18 protein-coding genes are annotated in these 18209 nt (G+C 55.4%); 12 read left to right on the plus strand and 6 right to left on the minus strand.

The window, feature by feature from the left end:
• Positions 1 to 250: 250 nt before the first annotated feature.
• Positions 251 to 1399, plus strand: a complete 1149-nt coding sequence (mltA, locus tag RTM06_RS16100) for a murein transglycosylase A (protein ID WP_293791748.1) — start codon at positions 251 to 253, stop codon at positions 1397 to 1399.
• A 28-nt stretch (positions 1400 to 1427) separates the two neighbouring features.
• Positions 1428 to 2234 (plus strand): tRNA cyclic N6-threonylcarbamoyladenosine(37) synthase TcdA, encoded by an 807-nt coding sequence (gene tcdA / locus RTM06_RS16105; protein ID WP_312183517.1) that lies wholly within the window; start codon positions 1428 to 1430, stop codon positions 2232 to 2234.
• On the opposite strand, the gene csdE is transcribed toward tcdA, so the two are convergent.
• Positions 2222 to 2677 (minus strand): cysteine desulfurase sulfur acceptor subunit CsdE, encoded by a 456-nt coding sequence (gene csdE / locus RTM06_RS16110; protein WP_312183519.1) that lies wholly within the window; start codon positions 2675 to 2677, stop codon positions 2222 to 2224. The genes tcdA and csdE overlap by 13 nt on opposite strands.
• 4 nt (positions 2678 to 2681) lie before the next feature.
• A complete protein-coding gene (csdA, locus tag RTM06_RS16115; protein WP_312183521.1) occupies positions 2682 to 3887 on the minus strand; it encodes a cysteine desulfurase CsdA in 1206 nt (401 codons plus the stop codon).
• Between the two features lie 206 nt (positions 3888 to 4093).
• Here csdA and RTM06_RS16120 point away from each other — a divergent pair, with 206 nt between their 5' ends.
• From RTM06_RS16120 to rlmM, 4 genes are all read left to right on the plus strand, one after another.
• Complete coding sequence (locus RTM06_RS16120; protein WP_008109575.1) at positions 4094 to 4318, plus strand: YgdI/YgdR family lipoprotein; 225 nt, start codon at positions 4094 to 4096, stop codon at positions 4316 to 4318.
• A gap of 333 nt (positions 4319 to 4651) precedes the next feature.
• Positions 4652 to 5569: a transcriptional regulator GcvA gene (locus RTM06_RS16125; protein ID WP_008109573.1), complete on the plus strand. Its 918-nt coding sequence runs from the start codon at positions 4652 to 4654 to the stop codon at positions 5567 to 5569.
• A 49-nt stretch (positions 5570 to 5618) separates the two neighbouring features.
• Positions 5619 to 6014 (plus strand): DUF423 domain-containing protein, encoded by a 396-nt coding sequence (locus tag RTM06_RS16130; protein ID WP_008109570.1) that lies wholly within the window; start codon positions 5619 to 5621, stop codon positions 6012 to 6014.
• A complete protein-coding gene (gene rlmM, locus RTM06_RS16135; protein WP_312183523.1) occupies positions 6007 to 7107 on the plus strand; it encodes a 23S rRNA (cytidine(2498)-2'-O)-methyltransferase RlmM in 1101 nt (366 codons plus the stop codon). Before RTM06_RS16130 ends, rlmM begins: the two co-directional genes overlap by 8 nt.
• A 247-nt stretch (positions 7108 to 7354) precedes the next feature.
• On the opposite strand, the gene xni is transcribed toward rlmM, so the two are convergent.
• The 3 genes from xni to queF all read right to left on the minus strand — a co-directional run bounded on the left by xni (position 7355) and on the right by queF (position 10544).
• Entirely contained in the window at positions 7355 to 8113 is a 759-nt protein-coding gene (gene xni / locus RTM06_RS16140) for a flap endonuclease Xni (protein ID WP_312183525.1), read from the minus strand.
• Between the two features lie 38 nt (positions 8114 to 8151).
• Positions 8152 to 9516 carry a nucleotide 5'-monophosphate nucleosidase PpnN gene (gene ppnN, locus RTM06_RS16145; RefSeq protein ID WP_312183527.1) on the minus strand — a complete coding sequence of 455 codons (1365 nt, stop codon included), beginning with the start codon at positions 9514 to 9516 and terminating at the stop codon, positions 8152 to 8154.
• Positions 9517 to 9698: 182 nt separating this feature from the next.
• Positions 9699 to 10544 (minus strand): NADPH-dependent 7-cyano-7-deazaguanine reductase QueF, encoded by an 846-nt coding sequence (gene queF / locus RTM06_RS16150; RefSeq protein WP_312183529.1) that lies wholly within the window; start codon positions 10542 to 10544, stop codon positions 9699 to 9701.
• 62 nt (positions 10545 to 10606) lie between these two features.
• Here queF and syd point away from each other — a divergent pair, with 62 nt between their 5' ends.
• The 4 genes from syd to RTM06_RS16170 all read left to right on the plus strand — a co-directional run bounded on the left by syd (position 10607) and on the right by RTM06_RS16170 (position 13310).
• On the plus strand, positions 10607 to 11155 hold the full coding sequence (syd, locus tag RTM06_RS16155; RefSeq protein ID WP_312183531.1) for a SecY-interacting protein: 549 nt from the start codon (positions 10607 to 10609) through the stop codon (positions 11153 to 11155).
• A 590-nt stretch (positions 11156 to 11745) separates the two neighbouring features.
• On the plus strand, positions 11746 to 12072 hold the full coding sequence (locus tag RTM06_RS16160) for a YqcC family protein (protein ID WP_312183533.1): 327 nt from the start codon (positions 11746 to 11748) through the stop codon (positions 12070 to 12072).
• Positions 12072 to 12851, plus strand: coding sequence for a tRNA pseudouridine(65) synthase TruC (truC, locus tag RTM06_RS16165; protein WP_154155416.1), 780 nt, complete (start codon positions 12072 to 12074; stop codon positions 12849 to 12851). The genes RTM06_RS16160 and truC overlap by 1 nt, the downstream gene beginning before the upstream one ends.
• Before the next feature lie 12 nt (positions 12852 to 12863).
• On the plus strand, positions 12864 to 13310 hold the full coding sequence (locus tag RTM06_RS16170; RefSeq protein ID WP_008101384.1) for a flavodoxin: 447 nt from the start codon (positions 12864 to 12866) through the stop codon (positions 13308 to 13310).
• A gap of 123 nt (positions 13311 to 13433) precedes the next feature.
• On the opposite strand, the gene garD is transcribed toward RTM06_RS16170, so the two are convergent.
• Entirely contained in the window at positions 13434 to 14993 is a 1560-nt protein-coding gene (garD, locus tag RTM06_RS16175) for a galactarate dehydratase (RefSeq protein WP_312183535.1), read from the minus strand.
• Between the two features lie 509 nt (positions 14994 to 15502).
• Here garD and RTM06_RS16180 point away from each other — a divergent pair.
• Together RTM06_RS16180 and RTM06_RS16185 are read left to right on the plus strand one after the other, a co-directional pair.
• The gene (locus RTM06_RS16180; protein WP_008101389.1) at positions 15503 to 16849 is read left to right on the plus strand and encodes an MFS transporter; all 1347 of its coding nucleotides are present in this window, start codon (positions 15503 to 15505) and stop codon (positions 16847 to 16849) included.
• Positions 16850 to 16858: 9 nt separating this feature from the next.
• Positions 16859 to 18199, plus strand: a complete 1341-nt coding sequence (locus tag RTM06_RS16185; RefSeq protein WP_312183537.1) for an enolase C-terminal domain-like protein — start codon at positions 16859 to 16861, stop codon at positions 18197 to 18199.
• Positions 18200 to 18209: the final 10 nt, after the last annotated feature.

Below are 18209 nucleotides of genomic sequence, written 5' to 3' on the forward strand. Positions count from 1 at the left end.
CTTCGGGTTATGAGCCCGACGAGCTACCAGGCTGCTCCACCCCGCGTCCGTGGATGCGCACTATACTCTGGACGCGCGGCGATGCAACCCCTTTTTGAGACAAAACGCCAAATTTACAGTCAGTTGATGAATAAACTCGCCATCGGGTGAATTATTGTACAGATGTGAGCGTGACCGCTTAGGGCAGATTTCAATCTCTCTGTCCCTTTGCTATCTTCGCCGGGCAAACAATCGATAAAAAGAGAAGGTTATGAAAGGACATTGGGCGAAGTATGCACTTACTGGCGCATTTATCGCGCTGTTAGCGGGCTGTAGTTCCAAACCGACCGACCGCGGTCAACAATATATTGATGGCAAGCTGGAGCAACCGCTCGGGTTGGTCAATCAGCCGAATGCCAAAGGGCGTCCGGTGAACGGTAAAGACTTTGGCGATCAGGTGGTGCAGATTCAAACCGCCTCTTCTGGCCTGTTTGGGCGCAACAACGGCACCTACAGCGCAGTGCAAAACTGGCTGCTGTCCGGCGCCGATACGCGTCAGCTTAATCAGTTTGGTTTGAATGCCTACCAGATGGAAGGCACCGACAATTACGGTAACGTGCAATTCACCGGCTACTACACGCCGGTCGTGGAAGCGCGTTATACCCGTCAGGGCGAGTTCCAGTATCCGATTTATCGTATGCCGCCGCGTCCGCGCGGACAGAAGCTGCCGAGTCGCGCTTCTATATATAGCGGCGGGCTCGACGATCGCTACATCATTGCTTACAGCAACTCGCTGATCGATAACTTCATGATGGATGTGCAGGGCAGCGGCTACGTTGATTTTGGCGATGGCCGTCCGCTGCGCTTCTTTGGCTACGGCGGCAAAAATGGCTGGGCTTACCACAGCATAGGTAAAGAGCTGATCGATCGCGGTGAAGTGAAGCGCGAAGATATGTCGATGCAGGCGATTCGCCAGTGGGCGCAAGAGCATTCGCCACAGGAAGTGCGTTCGGTGCTGGAAACCAACCAATCCTTCGTCTTCTTTAAACCGGAAGAGTATGTGCCGGTGCGCGGTGCCAGCGCGGTACCGCTAATTGCCAAAGCCTCTGTTGCCTCCGATCGTTCACTGATTCCAGCCGGAACCGTGCTGTTAGCGGAAGTGCCGCAGCTGAACGAGAAGGGCAAGTTCAATGGCAAATATGAGATGCGCCTGATGGTGGCGTTGGACGTGGGCGGCGCGATTAAAGGCCAGCACTTCGATATCTATCAGGGCGTTGGCCCCGATGCGGCGCATCTGGCCGGTTTCTACAACCATTATGGCCGTGTCTGGGTGTTGAAAGCCGCGCCGGGCACCGGTCAGCCGGTGTTCAGCAACCCACAAAATGGCAACAACGGTTCGCTGCTGTTAGGTTCTAATTAATGTCCCGTTTTAGCGGAAAGGTTTGGTTATGACAGTAGTCAGCGACGCCTGGCGACAACGTTTTGGCGGCACGGCGCGTCTTTATGGGCAGGACGCGCTACAGCGTTTTGCCGATGCGCATTTTTGCGTGATTGGTATTGGCGGTGTGGGATCGTGGGCGGCGGAAGCGTTAGCGCGCACCGGCATCGGTAAAATCACCCTGATTGATATGGACGATGTCTGTATCACCAATACCAACCGCCAGATTCATGCGCTGCAGGGCAAAGTGGGTCAGGCGAAAACCGAGGTGATGGCGGAACGTATGCGCGCCATCAATCCGGAATGCGAAGTGATCTGTATCGATGACTTCATCACGCCGGAGAATACCGCCGAACTGTTATCAGCGGGGTTTGACTACGTGATTGATGCGATTGATAGCGTGCGCCCTAAAGCCGCGTTGATTGCCTGGAGTCGTCGCAACAAGATTCCGCTGATTACCACCGGCGGCGCGGGCGGTCAGATCGATCCCACGCAGATCCAGGTTAGCGATCTGGCGAAAACCATTCAGGATCCGCTGGCGGCTAAGCTGCGTGAGAGATTGAAAGGGGAGTTCGGCGTGGTGAAGAACAGCAAAGGCAAGCTCGGCATCGACTGCGTGTTCTCAACGGAAGCACTGATGTATCCGCAGCCGGACGGCAGCGTGTGCACTTCACGCTCCACCGCCGAAGGGCCGAAACGGATGGATTGTGCCGCCGGATTCGGCGCGGCGACCATGGTGACCGCCACTTTCGGGTTTGTGGCGGTTTCTCACGCGTTGAAGAAGTTTCTGGCGAAAGCGGCGCGTCAAACGGCCTGAGTATGCTGACGCGCAGCGCGTTGCACCGCATCCGCCAGCGCCTGTAAGCCGCTGCTGCGCGACGCACTCAGCTGCGCACGCAGCCCTAACGTATCAAACAACGCCAGCGGATCTTGCTGCAGCAAGTCGGCTGGCGTTTTGCCTTCCACCGCCGTCAGCAAAACCGCCAGCAATCCACGTACGATGCGTCCTTCGCTGTCGCCATAAAAGTGCAGCGTGCCGTTGTTCAACAATTGGCTGCTGAGCCACACGCGATTTTCACAGCCCGTGAGCTCGATATTCGGCGTTTTCAACTCCTCCGCTAACGCAGGCAGCTGGCGGCTGAGCTGGATCAACTGACGATAACGATCTTCCCACTGATGAAAATGGGTGAATTTTTCCGTCAGGCTGGCTGCGGTGATCAGATCGCCGAACGGATGCGGGGCGAGCAGAGTTGATGTCATGGGCTTATTCACTCAGTAAGTCGACGGCATGGCGCATGGCGCGCACCAGCGCATCCACGTCCTGCAAATTATTATAGGGGGCGAACGAGACGCGCAGCGTGCCGGTGACGCCAAGCGCCGCCATCAGCGGCTGCGCGCAGTGCTGTCCAGCGCGTAACGCGATGCCGTGCTCCGCGAGCAGCGTGACGATGTCGCTGTGATGAATGCCGGCAATATCAAACGCCAGCAGGCTGGCATTGCCACAGCGGAAGCTGCGGAAACCGGGGATCTCGCTCAATTGCTCTTCGGCCAGACTCGCCAGCTGCTGGCTCCACATTTCAGCCTTTTTGCCATCATGCTGCGTCAGCCACTCCAGCGCGGCACTCAAACCCACCACGCCCGCAACGTTAGGCGTTCCAGCCTCAAAACGCCACGGCACCGGCTGCGGCGTGAAACCGTTAAAGTCGACCTGCGTCAGCATTTTGCCGCCGCCTTGCCATGGATCCATCGCTTCCAGCAATTCCGCCTTGCCATACAGCACGCCAATGCCCATCGGGCCGTAAAGTTTATGGCCTGAAAAGGCATAGAAATCAATATCCAGCGCCTGCACATCCGGCGGACAATGCACCACGCCTTGTGCGCCATCTACCATCACTTTGGCGCCGACGTCATGGGCTAAAAGGATCGCCTGCGCCAGATCCGGACAGCCGCCGGTGACGTTCGACATCTGGCCAACGGCTAACAATCGGGTGCGTGAATTGAGCAACGCCGGCAGCTGCGCAATGTCCGGTAGACGATCGGCGCCCAGCGGCCATTTCACCACTTTCGCGCCCGCCGCTTTTGCCACCATTAGCCACGGCACCAGATTGGCGTGATGTTCGGCTTCGCTAACTACGATTTCATCGCCAGCCTGCAGTCGCGGCGCCAGCCAGCTGTTCGCCACCAGATTTATCGCTTCGGTGGTACCGCGCGTCCAGACAATCTGCCGATCGTCCGCAGCATTGAGCCAGCGCGCCACTAAACCGCGCGCCTGTTCGTACTTTTCGGTTAATGCGCGAGCGGCAGCGAACTGGCTACGATGCACGGTGCCCGCGCTTAAGCTGTAGAACTGTGCAGTTGCGTCGATCACCGCCTGCGGCTTGAGCGCAGTGGCCGCGCTATCGAGGTAGATACCGGCATCGCTCATTGCGGGGAACTGCTGGCGGAAGGCGCCTGGGGAAAAAATGGTCATACTCAGCCCACTGTTAATCATATTAGGACCAGGCTGAAAGCTGGCCCGTTGCCTGGCAAAGCTGGAAAAGCGCGTTATGCTAATTATTGCAAGGTTTGAACCGAAACCCGCATAACGCGTCGCTATTCACAGTCGATTTCACTGGCGCTACCTTTGGTGAGCGCATGCGGGTGGTTTAATGCAATCAATCTGCAAGGAGAAATAAGATGAATAAACTCACCGCAGTGCTGGCCGTATGTACTCTGGCCTTTACCCTGTCCGCATGTTCCAGCAATTACGTGATGCACACTAATGATGGTCGCACCATCGTCGCCGACGGCAAACCTAAAGTTGATGATGAAACCGGTATGATCAGCTATCAGGATGCCAATGGCAACAAGCAGCAGATTAACCGCTCTGACGTTAAAGAGATGGTAGAGATGGGGCAGTAAACAGGTAAAAAAAAGCACCGCAATTTGCGGTGCTATTTAAAATCACTATGGACAGACAGGGTAAATCTACAGGAATTAAAAGCTTGATCTGCAAGCGGCAGATCAAAATGCAAACACAACATCACGACCACAAGCCAAAAGCTCTCCAAAAGTCTGCGATCTCTCGCACGTTTCCAGAAATCTTTTCGTTCCGGCTCAGGAAGTGCGGCAACTATAGGTATTTGCTGGAGCTTCCTCAACGGACAAATTATAATGTCTCGGATTAAAAAAACTAATACGTAGCGACTTTGTATAAGTTGAAGTATTACCTTGTCAATCCGGATACGGAAAACCATGTCTAAACGCCTTCCGCCGCTTAATGCTTTACGCGTCTTCGATGCTGCTGCCCGTCATTTGAGCTTCACCAAAGCCGCTGAAGAGCTGTTTGTTACCCAGGCTGCTGTCAGCCATCAGATCAAATCTCTGGAAGATTTCTTAGGTTTAAAGCTGTTTCGACGGAGGAATCGTTCGCTTTTACTGACAGAAGAAGGTCAAAGCTACTACTTAGACATTAAGGAGATTTTCTCAGCCCTAAACGATGCAACGCGCAAGTTGCAGGCGCGCAGCGCCAAAGGTGCACTTACCGTCAGTTTGCTGCCGAGTTTCGCCATTCAGTGGCTGGTGCCTCGCCTTTCCAGCTTTAATATGGCTTATCCGGGCATCGACGTGCGTATCCAGGCGGTGGACCGTGATGAGGAGAAACTGGCGGATGATGTTGACGTGGCGATTTTCTACGGTCGCGGCAATTGGCCAGGTCTGCGGGTTGAGAAATTGTATGCCGAATATTTGCTGCCGGTCTGCTCACCAATGTTGCTGACCGGCGACAATCCGCTCAAATCACCGGCTGATTTGGCGCACTGCACGCTGCTGCATGATGCATCGCGCCGCGACTGGCAATCTTATACGCGCCAGCTGGGATTGCAGCACATTAATGTGCAACAGGGCCCGATCTTCAGCCACAGCGCCATGGTGCTGCAGGCGGCGATACATGGTCAGGGCGTGGCGCTGGCAAATAATGTGATGGCGCAGAGTGAGATTGAAGCTGGTCGTCTGGTGTGTCCTTTTAATGACGTATTAGTCAGTAAAAATGCTTTTTATCTGGTTTGTCATGACAGCCAGGCAGAACTGGGTAAAATAGCCGCCTTTCGTCAGTGGATCCTGGAAAAAGCGGCCAATGAACAAGAAAAATTCCGTTTTCGCTACGATCACTAATGCATCGATGGCTGCACAGTGATGTGCGCATTACCTTGAGGATTCTTTGATGTCCAGTCGTGCCATGTTTGTTTTTGCTGCTATCAGTGGATTTCTGCTGGTGGCGTTTGGTGCTTTCGGGGCGCATGTGCTGAGCAAATCGCTTGGCCCGGCCGAAATGGCGTGGATACATACCGGCCTCGAATATCAGGCGTATCACACGTTGGCGGTGATCGGCTTGGGTGCCGCCATGCTGCGCCGCGCTAATATCTGGTTTTACTGGAGTAGCGCTGCGATGGCGCTCGGTACCGTGTTGTTCAGTGGCAGCCTCTATTGTCTGGCGCTGTCGCACATGAAGTTTTGGGTTTTTGTTACGCCAGTGGGCGGCTTGTGCTTCCTTATTGGCTGGTTCTTGATGTTGATTGGCGCACTGCGTCTGAAACGAAAGGCAGATCGCCATGAATAAAGTTTTACTCTATTGCCGTCCGGGATTTGAGAAAGAGTGCGCGGCAGAAATCAGCGCGAAAGCAGCTGAACGCGAAATTTACGGCTTCCCGCGCGTCAAAGATGACTCGGGTTACGTGCTGTATGAGTGCTATCAGCAGGAAGACGCTGAAAAGCTGATCCAAACGCTGCCGTTTGCCGAGCTGATCTTTGCGCGTCAGATGCTGGTGGTGGGAGAGCTGCTGCGCGATTTGCCGCCAGAAGATCGCATTACGCCGATTGTCGGCATGCTGACCGGTGTGGTGGAGAAGGGCGGCGAACTTCGCGTTGAAGTGCCGGACACCAATGAAGCCAAAGAGCTCACCAGGTTCTGCCGTAAATTAACCGTACCGCTGCGTGCCAGCCTGCGTGAAAGCAAAATCCTGCTTAATTACGAAACGCCGAAGCGTCCGGTGGTGCATGTGTTCTTTATTGCGCCGGGCACCTGCTACGTTGGCTATTCGCTGCCGGAAAACAACTCACCATTCTACATGGGCATCCCGCGCCTGAAGTTCCCGTCCGATGCGCCGAGCCGTTCCACGCTCAAGCTGGAAGAGGCCTTCCACGTGTTTGTGCCGGCGGATGAGTGGGATGAGCGTTTAGCCAGCGGCATGTACGCCGTCGATCTTGGCGCTTGCCCCGGCGGCTGGACCTATCAGCTGGTGAAACGCAGCATGTGGGTATTTGCGGTGGATAACGGTCCGATGGCGCCAAGCCTGATGGATACCGGACAAGTCACGCACTGCCGCGAAGATGGTTTTAAATTCCGTCCGCCGCGTACCAATATCAGCTGGCTGGTGTGCGACATGGTGGAAAAACCGGTGCGCGTAGCGAGCCTGATGACCGAATGGCTGGTGAATGGCTGGTGCCGTGAAGCGATCTTCAACCTTAAGCTGCCCATGAAAAAGCGCTACGAAGAAGTCACGCAGAACCTGGCGATGATTGATGACGCGCTGAAAGCGCAGGGCATAAATGCCCAGATTCAGGCACGTCAGCTCTATCACGACCGCGAAGAAGTCACCGTTCACGTACGCCGGTTGTGGGCGGCAGTGGGCGGCCGTCGCGACGAGCGCTAGTCCGGCTTCATACTTTGCGCTACAGCGGTCCTGCTTCATACTTTGCACTACAGCGGCGTTGGCTGCGTTTGCTCGCCCCGGTCACATACTGATGTATGCTCCCGGGGACTCGCGCACTTGCCGCCTTGCTGTAGCGCAAATTATTTCGCAGGACATCTGTTTTGTAGGGTCGCCATTTATGGTGACCTGGTGCGCATGAATGCACACCCTTACAGATGGTTCGTAGGGTCGCCATATATGGTGACCGCTATTTCGTTTGATATCTCAATGTATTGAGATTGCCTTGTAACACCAAATCCCGTTTTAACGTCGAGACCTTGCGGCAGATTTCTGCCATTTCCCGCTGTTCCTGCAATTTCCCCTGCCACTTGCTCGGCACCTGATCCCATTGCTGATAAATCGCCTCCAGCGAACCAAACTGCATTAACAGCTCACGGGCGCTTTTCGGGCCAATGCCGGATACGCCGGGAATTTTACTGCTGCTGATACCGCACAATCCCCAGTAATCGGGCAACTGCGTGGGCGAAACGCCAAACTCTTGCTCGATAAAAGGCACATCCAGCCAGCGCTTCTGGAAATAATCGCGAATACGAATATTGGGTGCCAGCAGCTGACAATAACCTTTGTCGGTAGAAACAATCGTTGCCTGGTGACCGGCGTCAGCCATTTTCACCGCCAGCGTGGCGGCGAGATCGTCTGCTTCGTCTAAATCGGCCACCCAACAGCTGACGCCAGCGGCGCGGAAGGCGTCCTGCAGCGCGGGCATCTCCAGATGCAAATCTTCCGGCATCGGCGGACGACCCGCTTTGTAATCCGGCAAAAGTTGATGGCGCCAGCCAGGCTGACGCTCATGGCTATCAAACACCGCCACCACATGCGTGGGCTGGGTATGTCCTAATAACTGATGCAAGGCGGCAACGCAGCTGTCGCGGCACGGCGATCCCTGAACGGCGTGCAGACGGCGAATCAGATTGAGTGCATCAATGATAAGAAGATGAAACGACATAGCGATAGCGGCAGCCCGTAGGCTGCCTTCCTGATGGGTTATTTGATGATTTCGTAGCAAGGCGTGTAGGCGCTGCCCGGCAGCTTCATGCGCTGCTGCGCGACAAAGCCCTGCAGCAGTTCGTCCATGCGGTGCATGAGATTGGCATCGCCGTGCAGCTTGTATGGACCTTTCTCGCGAATTTCACGAATCCCGATCTCTTTGACGTTACCTGCGACAATGCCGGAGAAGGCACGACGCAGATCGGCCGCCAACAGCTCGGCGGGTTGATCCGGGAACAGCTTCAGGTTTGCCATATTCTCGTGCGTCGGCAGGAAGGGCACCTGCAATTCAGGGGCGATACGAATCGACCAGTTGAAGCTGTAGGCATCGCCGGTTTCGCGACGATATTCTTTCACCTGCGGCATGGCTTTCTTCATCAGACGCGCCACTTCAGCGGCATCATCAATGATGATTTTGTAGTGCTTGCGTGCGCCTTCGCCCAGCGTGTTGACGATGAAATCATCCAGCACGCGGAAATAGTCGGCGCTCTCTTTGGGTCCGGTCAGAATCAGCGGAAGTACCTGATCGCTGTTATGCGGATTCATCAGAATACCCAACAGATAGAGCAGTTCTTCTGCTGTGCCAACACCGCCAGGGAAGATCACGATGCCGTGAGCGATACGCACAAAGGCTTCGAGGCGTTTTTCGATATCCGGCATGATGATCAGCTCATTGACCAGCGGATTCGGTGGCTCTGCGGCAATGATTGACGGTTCGGTCAGGCCGATAAAACGGCTGTCATGATAGCGCTGCTGTGCATGACCAACGGCGGCACCTTTCATCGGGGCTTCCATCACGCCAGGCCCGCAACCGGTACAGATGTTGAGTTCGCGCAGGCCCATTTGTGTGCCCACATTGCGGCAATATTGGTATTCCACCGTATTGATCGAGTGACCGCCCCAGCACACCACGGTATTCGGGTACTCACCAATATGGAGCGCACGCGCGTTACGCAGAATCGAAAACACCTGATTGGTGATATGCGCAGAGTCTTCCGGTTCATCACTCTGGCAGCGTTCGGTGGCCGCCAGTTGTCCGTTCACAAACAGGATATCGCGCAGCACGGCAAACAGGTTTGCCTGCAGCGAACGAATAATGCGGCCATCAACAAACGCCTCTTCCGGCGGGTTGATGAGTTCAAGTTTCACGCCGCGTTCACGGCGCAACACGTTGATATCAAAGTTTTCGAAACGAGAAAGTAATTCCTGGCTGCTGTCGGTTTGGCTGCCGGAGTTGAGTACCGCAAGAGAACAGTTACGAAACAGCTGATAAAGGTCGCTGCTGGCGGTGCGCTTCAGCATGTCGACTTCAAGCTGGGAGAGCAGATCCATCGAGCCAAGCGGGCTGATATGTGTAATCAAGAGAACTCCTTTACACGCAAATGCGTGGCTGATGACGCTGCGCTTAACTTATTAACGCAGCGACGAAAATCCCTGGTCGCGCATGCTTCAATCGCGCCTTCAACAGAGTAACGTTGTCCGCCGTGAATGCTCAAGAGGAACCGCGCATCCGTGCAGCGGCCTGCGAGGCGTCTCGCAATCTGTTACTGGCGAACCAGGCGGGAAAAACCGGGAGAGAAGGGCACGTTGCTGCGCCACGGATTGATATCCAGACCGCCGCGCCGCGTATAGCGCGCATAAACGGTTAACGCGTCTGGCTGACAAAAGCGCTGAACATCGTTGAAAATGCGTTCAACGCACTGCTCATGAAACTCATTGTGCTGACGGAATGAGATCAGATAACGCAGCAGCGCTTCACGATCGATACGCGGGCCTTTGTAGCGGATCATTACCGAGCCCCAATCGGGCTGATTGGTGATTAAGCAGTTTGATTTCAGCAGATGGCTAACCAGCGTTTCTTCAACCACCTCGCGGCCAGCAGCCTGCGCCAGATAATCTGCGTTGAAGGCGTAATCGTGGATTTCGATATCTTGCTCATCAATCACTTCGCCACTGAAGTGGCCAATTGGCTGGCCTTCCACTTCGCTGAGACGAAACAGGGCCACGCTGACCTGACCGTTCGCGCAGGCGCTGAGATCGCGCTCCAGCGTCTGGCGCACTTCGCCCCAGTCAGCGAAAACTGTCTGATTAAAACTGTTAAGATAGAGCTTGAAACTCTTCGACTCGATCAGGTTTTGGCTATCGGCGCGCAGCACTACTTCGCCCACCGCGACTTGCGGAACGCCTTTGCTGTTGAGCCAGGAGAGTTCGTATAGCGTCCAGATATCTGCACCAGTAAATGGCAGTGTATCGGGATACAGCCCAAGCGGCTCACGGTTCAGGCTGCGCGGTACGGATTGCAGCAGCGTGTTATCGTAAAGATCAACATAAGCCGTGGGCTTACCTAAGGTCAGGCCGCTTAATGCCTGATCCCGGTTTTCAGAAGACATAACGGTTACCACTAAATTTCATCAAAGTGGTTAAGTGTAACCTAACACCTGCGAGAATATGAATGATGCAGCAAACCGTAGATGCTCTGCGTGAATTTACCGCCCGCTACGTTGAACATTGGCAGCAACAAACCGGACATTTTCCCGCCAGCGCCGATCTGCTTGGCGTTCCTTCAGATTGTATTATCAGCACGCTGGATGACCGCGTGTTGTGGCAGCCGCAGCCGTTTACCTTACCGGCCACGCTTGAAGCGGTGGAGCGCGCACTGGATCTGCAGCTGCAACCGGAAATCAGTGCGTTTTACACCACGCAATTCGCAGGCGATATGACGGCAACCTTAGAGCAGCGGCCGATTACCCTGCTGCAGGTATGGAGCGAAGCGGATTTCACCCGCCTGCAGGAGAACCTGATTGGCCATCTGGTCATGAAGCGCCGCTTAAGACAAGCACCGACCTTGTTTATCGCCACCACCGATTCAGAGAATGATGTGATTGCGCTGTGCAATCTTACCGGTGAGGTCATTCTGGAGGAGCCTGGCACTAAAAAGCGCGAAGTGCTGGCGACATCCGTTAAGACATTTCTTAATGCATTACAACCGGTTACTCAGTGAGTTGCAGATTTTCAGGCTTCGCTTTGTGAGAGATCTCTCACGCCGCGTGTGAGAGATCGCTAGATCATCGTGCAGACTTCTGGAAGCCGTAAATGTAAAAATATTGTGAATCATGAACTTATGGCATCAATCTGAAAATTAAGACAGGGCTTAATCCATTAACGCTTCTTACTGGCTTGTTATTGCGATGGTTTCTGGGAGAATAGTCACCACTGGCAGGATGCTGGGGATTAAGAGACGTTCAGGAGAATGTCAGCCATGAGGCAGGAACGTAACGGAGTTTACGGCACAAGGAAGGCTTCAGGACGAAGCAGGACACTCAGGATTGAGTCAGGGACACCTCCAGGACGGAGAATGAGAGCCACGCGGAATGTGGCGGGCCAGGATGCTAAGGACCAATGTCATGATGACAAGCGACGGAAAGCGCAGGAAAAGTTGTCATGGATGAGCAGGGAGCACAGCAGTAGCTGGAATGCTGCAAACGAAAACCGGGAGCACTGTAATCACAGTGCTCCCTTTTTTTATGCCATTTTTGCGCCGGGCGTGACTGATGGTATGCTTGCCGCCCAATTTTTCTCTGGAGGTGGCGCATGTCGTCGCAAATGATTTTTCAGCGCCTGCAGCAGGTCGAAGCGGTGATGCGCGAACACGGCCATTGGCAGTCACAATCCCCCGAGGCGAACGCCTTCGCCAGTACCGAACCTTTCTGTCTCGATACCATGGAGCCGTTGCAATGGCTGCAATGGGTATTGATGCCGCGCTTTTATGCGCTGCTCGAAAGTGGCGCGCCGTTACCGCAGAATTTCGCCATCGCACCTTATTATGAAGTCGCATTGCCAGCCGACACCGCAGGCTATGCGGCTTTATTGCTGACGCTCAACAAATTTGATGCGCTGTTCCAGGAACCTTCCGCCTGATGCTCGAAATCCTTTATCAAGATGAGTGGCTGGTCGCCGTGAATAAGCCAGCCGGTTGGCTGGTGCATCGCAGCTGGCTCGATCGCAATGAAAAAGTGGTGGTGATGCAAACGGTACGCGACCAGATTGGTCAGCATGTGTTCACCGTGCACCGACTCGACCGCCCAACGTCTGGCGTGTTGCTGATGGCCTTATCGAGTGAAGTCGCTCATTTACTGGCGCAGCAGTTTGAGCAGCATCAGATGCAGAAAACCTATCATGCGGTGCTGCGCGGCTGGCTGGAAGGCGGCGCGACGCTGGATTATCCGCTGGTGGAAGAACTCGATAAGATTGCCGACAAATTCGCCACTCAGGAACCTGTTGCCCAACCGGCGGTAACGGATTACCAGGCGCTGGCACACGTTGAGATGCCGGTCGCTATCAGCCGTTATAACACCGCGCGCTATACGCTGGTGGAGATGGCGCCGCACACCGGCCGTAAACATCAGCTGCGCCGCCACATGGTGCATCTGCGTCATCCGATTATTGGCGACAGCGCGCACGGCGATCTGCGCCAGAATCGTGGTGCGGCGGCACACTTTGGCCTTAATCGCCTGATGCTGCATGCCAGCGCACTTAGCTTTACCCATCCCGTCACCGGCGAGCCCTTAGTGATTCGCGCCGGGCTGGATCGCGTCTGGCAGCAGATGCTTGAGCAATTTGGCTGGCAGGATCAGATCCCTGATGTTCCTAGGGTTGAGTTTGCCATTGATGCAGTCCAGGATAAGCCAACAGAATAAAGGAGCGGCAAGATGGCAAAGATTGGCATTTTTACAGGTACGGTTTACGGCAATGCGCTGCTGGTGGCTGAAGAAGCACAGACGGTGCTGGAAGAGCAGGGCCACGAGGTGAAGGTGTTTGAAGATCCGTCGATGGCGGATTGGCAGGCATACAGCAAAGAGGTGGTGCTGATTGTCACCTCAACCACTGGCCAGGGCGACTTCCCGGATAACATTGCCCGCCTGTATGTTAAGGTGCGCGATGAGCTGGGTTATCAACCTGAATTGCGTTACGGCGTGATTGGCTTGGGCGATAGCAGCTATGACAATTTCTGCGGTGCCGGTAAAACCTTCGATGCCACTTTGCAGGAGCAGAGCGCACAGCGTATCGGCGAGGTGTTGCTGGTGGATGCGACAGAAGATCCTGAGCCAGAATCAGTGACGTCACCTTGGGTGGAGAGCTGGGGTAAGTTGCTGTAATGACTTTTCCCTCACCCGAACCCTCTCCTGCCAGCGGGAGAGGGAATATTTAGAGGGTGCAGCCCGCACGGTTTGTTCCCTCTCCCGCGAAGTGGGAGAGGGCTAGGGTGAGGGCAACAACCATCACGTCACCGGCGCCGGATTAAATACCGCCAGCTGATTACGAATCCCCCAACGATCCGACCACGTCTGTTTGCGCCCGCTGGCAATCTCCAGAATCAACTCAAACAGTCGCCAACCGACCTGTTCAATACTCTCTTCGCCCGTCGCAATGGTTCCGGCATTAATATCCATCAAATCATGCCAGCGATCGGCCAGCGCATTGCGCGTTGCCATCTTAATCACCGGAATGGCGGCTAAACCGTAAGGCGTGCCGCGCCCGGTGGTAAACACCTGCAAGGTAATGCCCGATGCCAGCTGCTGCGTGCCACAAACGAAATCGCTGGCTGGCGTGGCCGCATAAATCAGCCCGCGTTTAGTAGGGCGCTGACCTGGCGACAACACTTCAACAATCGGGCTGCGACCTGACTTCGCAATCGAGCCCAGCGCTTTCTCCACCACATTCGCCAGCCCGCCTTTTTTATTGCCCGGCGAGGGATTGGCGCTGCGATCGGTTTGGCCCTGGCTGAGATAATCGTCATACCACGCCATCTCTTCCAGCAGCCGTTTGCCGACCACTTCATCCACCACGCGCGGCGTCAGCAGATGAATGGCATCACGCACCTCGGTCACTTCCGAGAACATCACCGTTGCACCGCAGCGCACCAGCAAATCAGAAGCAAATCCCACGGCGGGGTTCGCCGTTACGCCCGAGAAGGCATCGCTGCCGCCGCATTGCGTGCCAATCACCAGCTCTGATGCCGGACAGGTTTCGCGCTGGCGTTGATTGAGCTTCTTCAGATGACGTTCGGCGACCTGCAGGATTTCATCCACCATCGCACCAAAACCGACCAGCCGCTCATCCTGCAAACGCACAATGTCGTTGTCATCCAGCGAAATCGCCTGCACGTCCGGTGTGCCGGTCAGCAGACGTTCTGGCTGTAACTTCTCGCAGCCAAGGCTGACGATCATCACTTCGCCACCGAAATTGGGATTCAGTGCCAGATTATGAATGGTGCGAATCGGCACCACTGCGGCCGGCGCATTGATTGCCACGCCGCAGCCATACAGATGATTGAGCGCCACCACGCCATCGACATTGGGATAGCACGGCAGCAAATCACGCTCGATGATCTGCACCACATAATCCACCACGCCCGCTACGCAGTGAACGCTGGTGGTGATACCGAGCAGATTACGCGTGCCCACGCTGCCATCCGCGTTGCGATAGCCTTCGAAGGTATAACCTTCCAGCGGCGGCAGCGCGGGCGGCACATTGTTTGCCAGTGGCAAACTGTTGAGCGGTGGCGCTTCGGGCAGCGCCACCAATGATTCTTCAATCCAGCTACCTTGTGGGATCGGACGCAGTGCGTAGCCAATCACTTCACCGTAGCGCAGGATTGCGCCCGCTTGTGGGATGTCACTCAACGCGACTTTATGTCCCTGCGGCACATGTTCTGTCAGTTGCAGCCCGTCATCGAAACGGGTGCCGGACGGCAATCCCTGATTGTTGACCACGATCGCCACGTTATCGGCATCGTGCACTTTGATATAGAGCGGTTTTTCTGTCAGAGGACGGTTCATTGCTCACCTTCCAGTTCGTCGCACTGTACTTAGCAGCGCGGTTTAAAATACGTCCATCACGTCATCGTTTTTTGCCAGCCTCAGTATATGCAGGGGTATTTGCCGGATGCATTGTGCAACTGACTGGCTTTAAGGAGATTTATCAGAGGATTTTGGTTCGTTTATCCAAACGCAAGTGAAGGGACTCACAAACTGCTCTTGGCCTGTACGTTTACCAGGCAAAATCGCGGTGAAAAAAAGCGTTCCGTGAGCCACGCCGCAGCGTTATGTGCACATGCCATAAAATCATTCTCATTCGCCCTTCATCCTCATGCGTTCTTCCAGTGTTTCGCCGCCAGGCTGTTCCTATACTGATTCTCGTTCTTCAACGTTAGGTTATTCGTCACGACGCATCATCGTATTGCCAAATATAAAAATCGCCGTGTTTAACCCAACATCATTCTGATACCCAACGCGATGTGTATGCAGTCAGAGTGGATGTAGCGTTCGCTATATTTCAGGAGTGCATCATGAATAGTTTCAGCCAGACAGCGGAAGCGGTGCAAAAGCGCACCAATGCCCGTTACTGGATTGTGGTGATGTTATTTATCGTCACCTCGTTCAACTACGGTGACCGCGCAACCATTTCAATTGCCGGTTCGGCGATGTCCAAAGATATCGGCCTTGATTCGGTCGGCCTGGGTTACATCTTCTCCGCCTTCTCGTGGGCGTACGTTATTGGTCAGATTCCCGGCGGCTGGCTGCTCGACCGCTTCGGCTCAAAACGCGTCTACTTCTGGAGCATCTTCCTCTGGTCGCTGTTCACCTTGCTGCAGGGCTTCGTCGATCTGTTCAGCGGCTTTGGCATTATCATTTCGCTGTTCCTGTTGCGCTTCCTGGTCGGCCTGGCGGAAGCGCCATCCTTCCCCGGCAACAGCCGCATCGTTGCGGCCTGGTTCCCGGCGCAGGAGCGCGGCACCGCAGTAGCAATCTTCAACTCGGCGCAATACTTCGCCACGGTGATCTTCGCGCCGATCATGGGTTGGCTGGTGTCAGAAGTGGGCTGGGCGCACGTGTTCTGGTTCATGGGCGGATTGGGCATCATCCTCAGCTTCATCTGGCTGAAAGTGATCCACGACCCCACCGATCATCCGGGCGTTAACAAAGCCGAACTGGAGTACATGGAGCAGGGCGGCGCGCTGATCAACATGGACGTCAAAAAGGACGACCGCAAAGTGAGCTGGAGCGAGAAGTGGTTCCAGATCAAACAGTTGCTGACTTCCCGCATGATGCTGGGCATCTATCTCGGCCAATACTGCGTCAACGCCTTAACTTACTTCTTTATTACCTGGTTCCCGGTGTATCTGGTGCAGGCGCGCGGCATGTCGATTCTAAAGGCGGGCTTTATTGCCTCGATTCCGGCGGTATGCGGCTTCCTTGGCGGCGTCTTGGGCGGGGTGATTTCTGATTATCTGATGCGCAAAACCGGTTCGCTGAATATCGCGCGTAAAACGCCGATTGTGCTCGGCATGCTGCTCTCCATTTCAATGGTGATGTGTAACTACACCGACACCGAATGGGTGGTGGTGTTCTTCATGGCGCTGGCGTTCTTCGGCAAAGGCATTGGTGCGCTGGGTTGGGCGGTGATGGCAGATACCGCACCGAAAGAGATCAGCGGTTTGAGCGGTGGTCTGTTCAACATGTTCGGTAACTTCTCCGGCATCGTCACGCCAATCGCTATCGGTTACATCATCGCCACCAGCGGTTCCTTCGAAGGCGCGCTGATTTATGTCGGTATCCATGCTTTTGTCGCCGCATTTAGCTTCCTGGTGATTGCCGGCGATATCAAACGCGTCGAGCTGAAAACCAGGCCATAAGGACGGACTATGACTACGCAAAGCACGCCGGTCATCACCGACATGCAGGTGATTCCGGTTGCCGGTTACGACAGCATGCTGCTCAACATCGGTGGCGCGCACAGCGCCTGCTTCACCCGCAATATTGTGGTGCTGACTGACAGCGCCGGACATACCGGCGTCGGTGAAGCTCCGGGCGGTGAAACCATCTACCAAACGCTGGTTGAGGCGATTCAGCAGGTAAAAGGCCAGCAGGTTGCGCGCATGAATCGTCTGGTGCAGCAGGTGCACAAAGGCAATCAGTCGGCGGATTTCGATACCTTCGGCAAAGGCGCGTGGACCTTCGAGCTGCGCGTCAATGCGGTGGCCGCACTGGAAGCGGCGCTGCTCGATCTGCTCGGCCAATGCCTCGGCGTGCCGGTGGCGGAACTGCTCGGACCGGGCCAGCAACGCGATGAAGTCACGGTGCTCGGTTATCTGTTTTATCTCGGCGATCGTCGTAAAACCGATTTGCCCTATCTGACCGGCGAAAATGCCAGCCACGATTGGTATCACTTACGCCATCAGGAGGCGCTGACGCCGGAATCCGTGGTGCGGCTGGCGGAAGCGGCGCAGGACAAATACGGCTTCAAAGATTTCAAACTCAAAGGCGGCGTGCTGCCTGGCGAGCAGGAGATTGAATCGGCGGCAGCGCTGAAAAAACGCTTTCCCGATGCGCGCATCACCGTTGATCCCAACGGTGCCTGGACGCTCGACGAAGCCATTCGCTTGTGTAAAGGCATGGGTGATGTGCTGACCTACGCCGAAGATCCGTGCGGTGCCGAGCAGGGCTATTCCGGTCGCGAAGTAATGGCCGAATTTCGCCGTGCGACGGGCTTGCCGGTCGCCACCAACATGATTGCCACCAACTGGCGCGAAATGAACCACGCGGTGATGCTCAACTCCGTCGATATCCCGCTGGCCGATCCGCACTTCTGGACGTTGAGCGGCGCCGTGCGCGTGGCGCAACTGTGCGACGACTGGGGATTAACCTGGGGCTGTCACTCCAATAACCACTTCGATATTTCACTGGCGATGTTCACCCACGTTGGCGCGGCTGCGCCGGGCAAACCCACCGCCATTGATACGCACTGGATTTGGCAGGAGGGCGATCAGCGCCTGACCAAAGAGCCGCTGCAGATCCGCAACGGCAAGATCGCCGTGCCGGATAAGCCGGGCCTTGGCGTCGAGCTGGATTGGGATCGTCTGCATCAGGCCAACGCTTTGTACAAATCGCTGCCGGCGGGCGCACGTAATGACGCCACCGCTATGCAGTATCTGGTTCCCAATTGGTCATTTGACCGCAAGCGCCCAGCATTGGGTCGCGGCTAAGTCTAAGGAG

It is taken from the genome of Pantoea sp. CTOTU46764, from assembly GCF_031974595.1.
GTDB classification, from domain to species: Bacteria; Pseudomonadota; Gammaproteobacteria; order Enterobacterales; family Enterobacteriaceae; genus Pantoea; species Pantoea trifolii.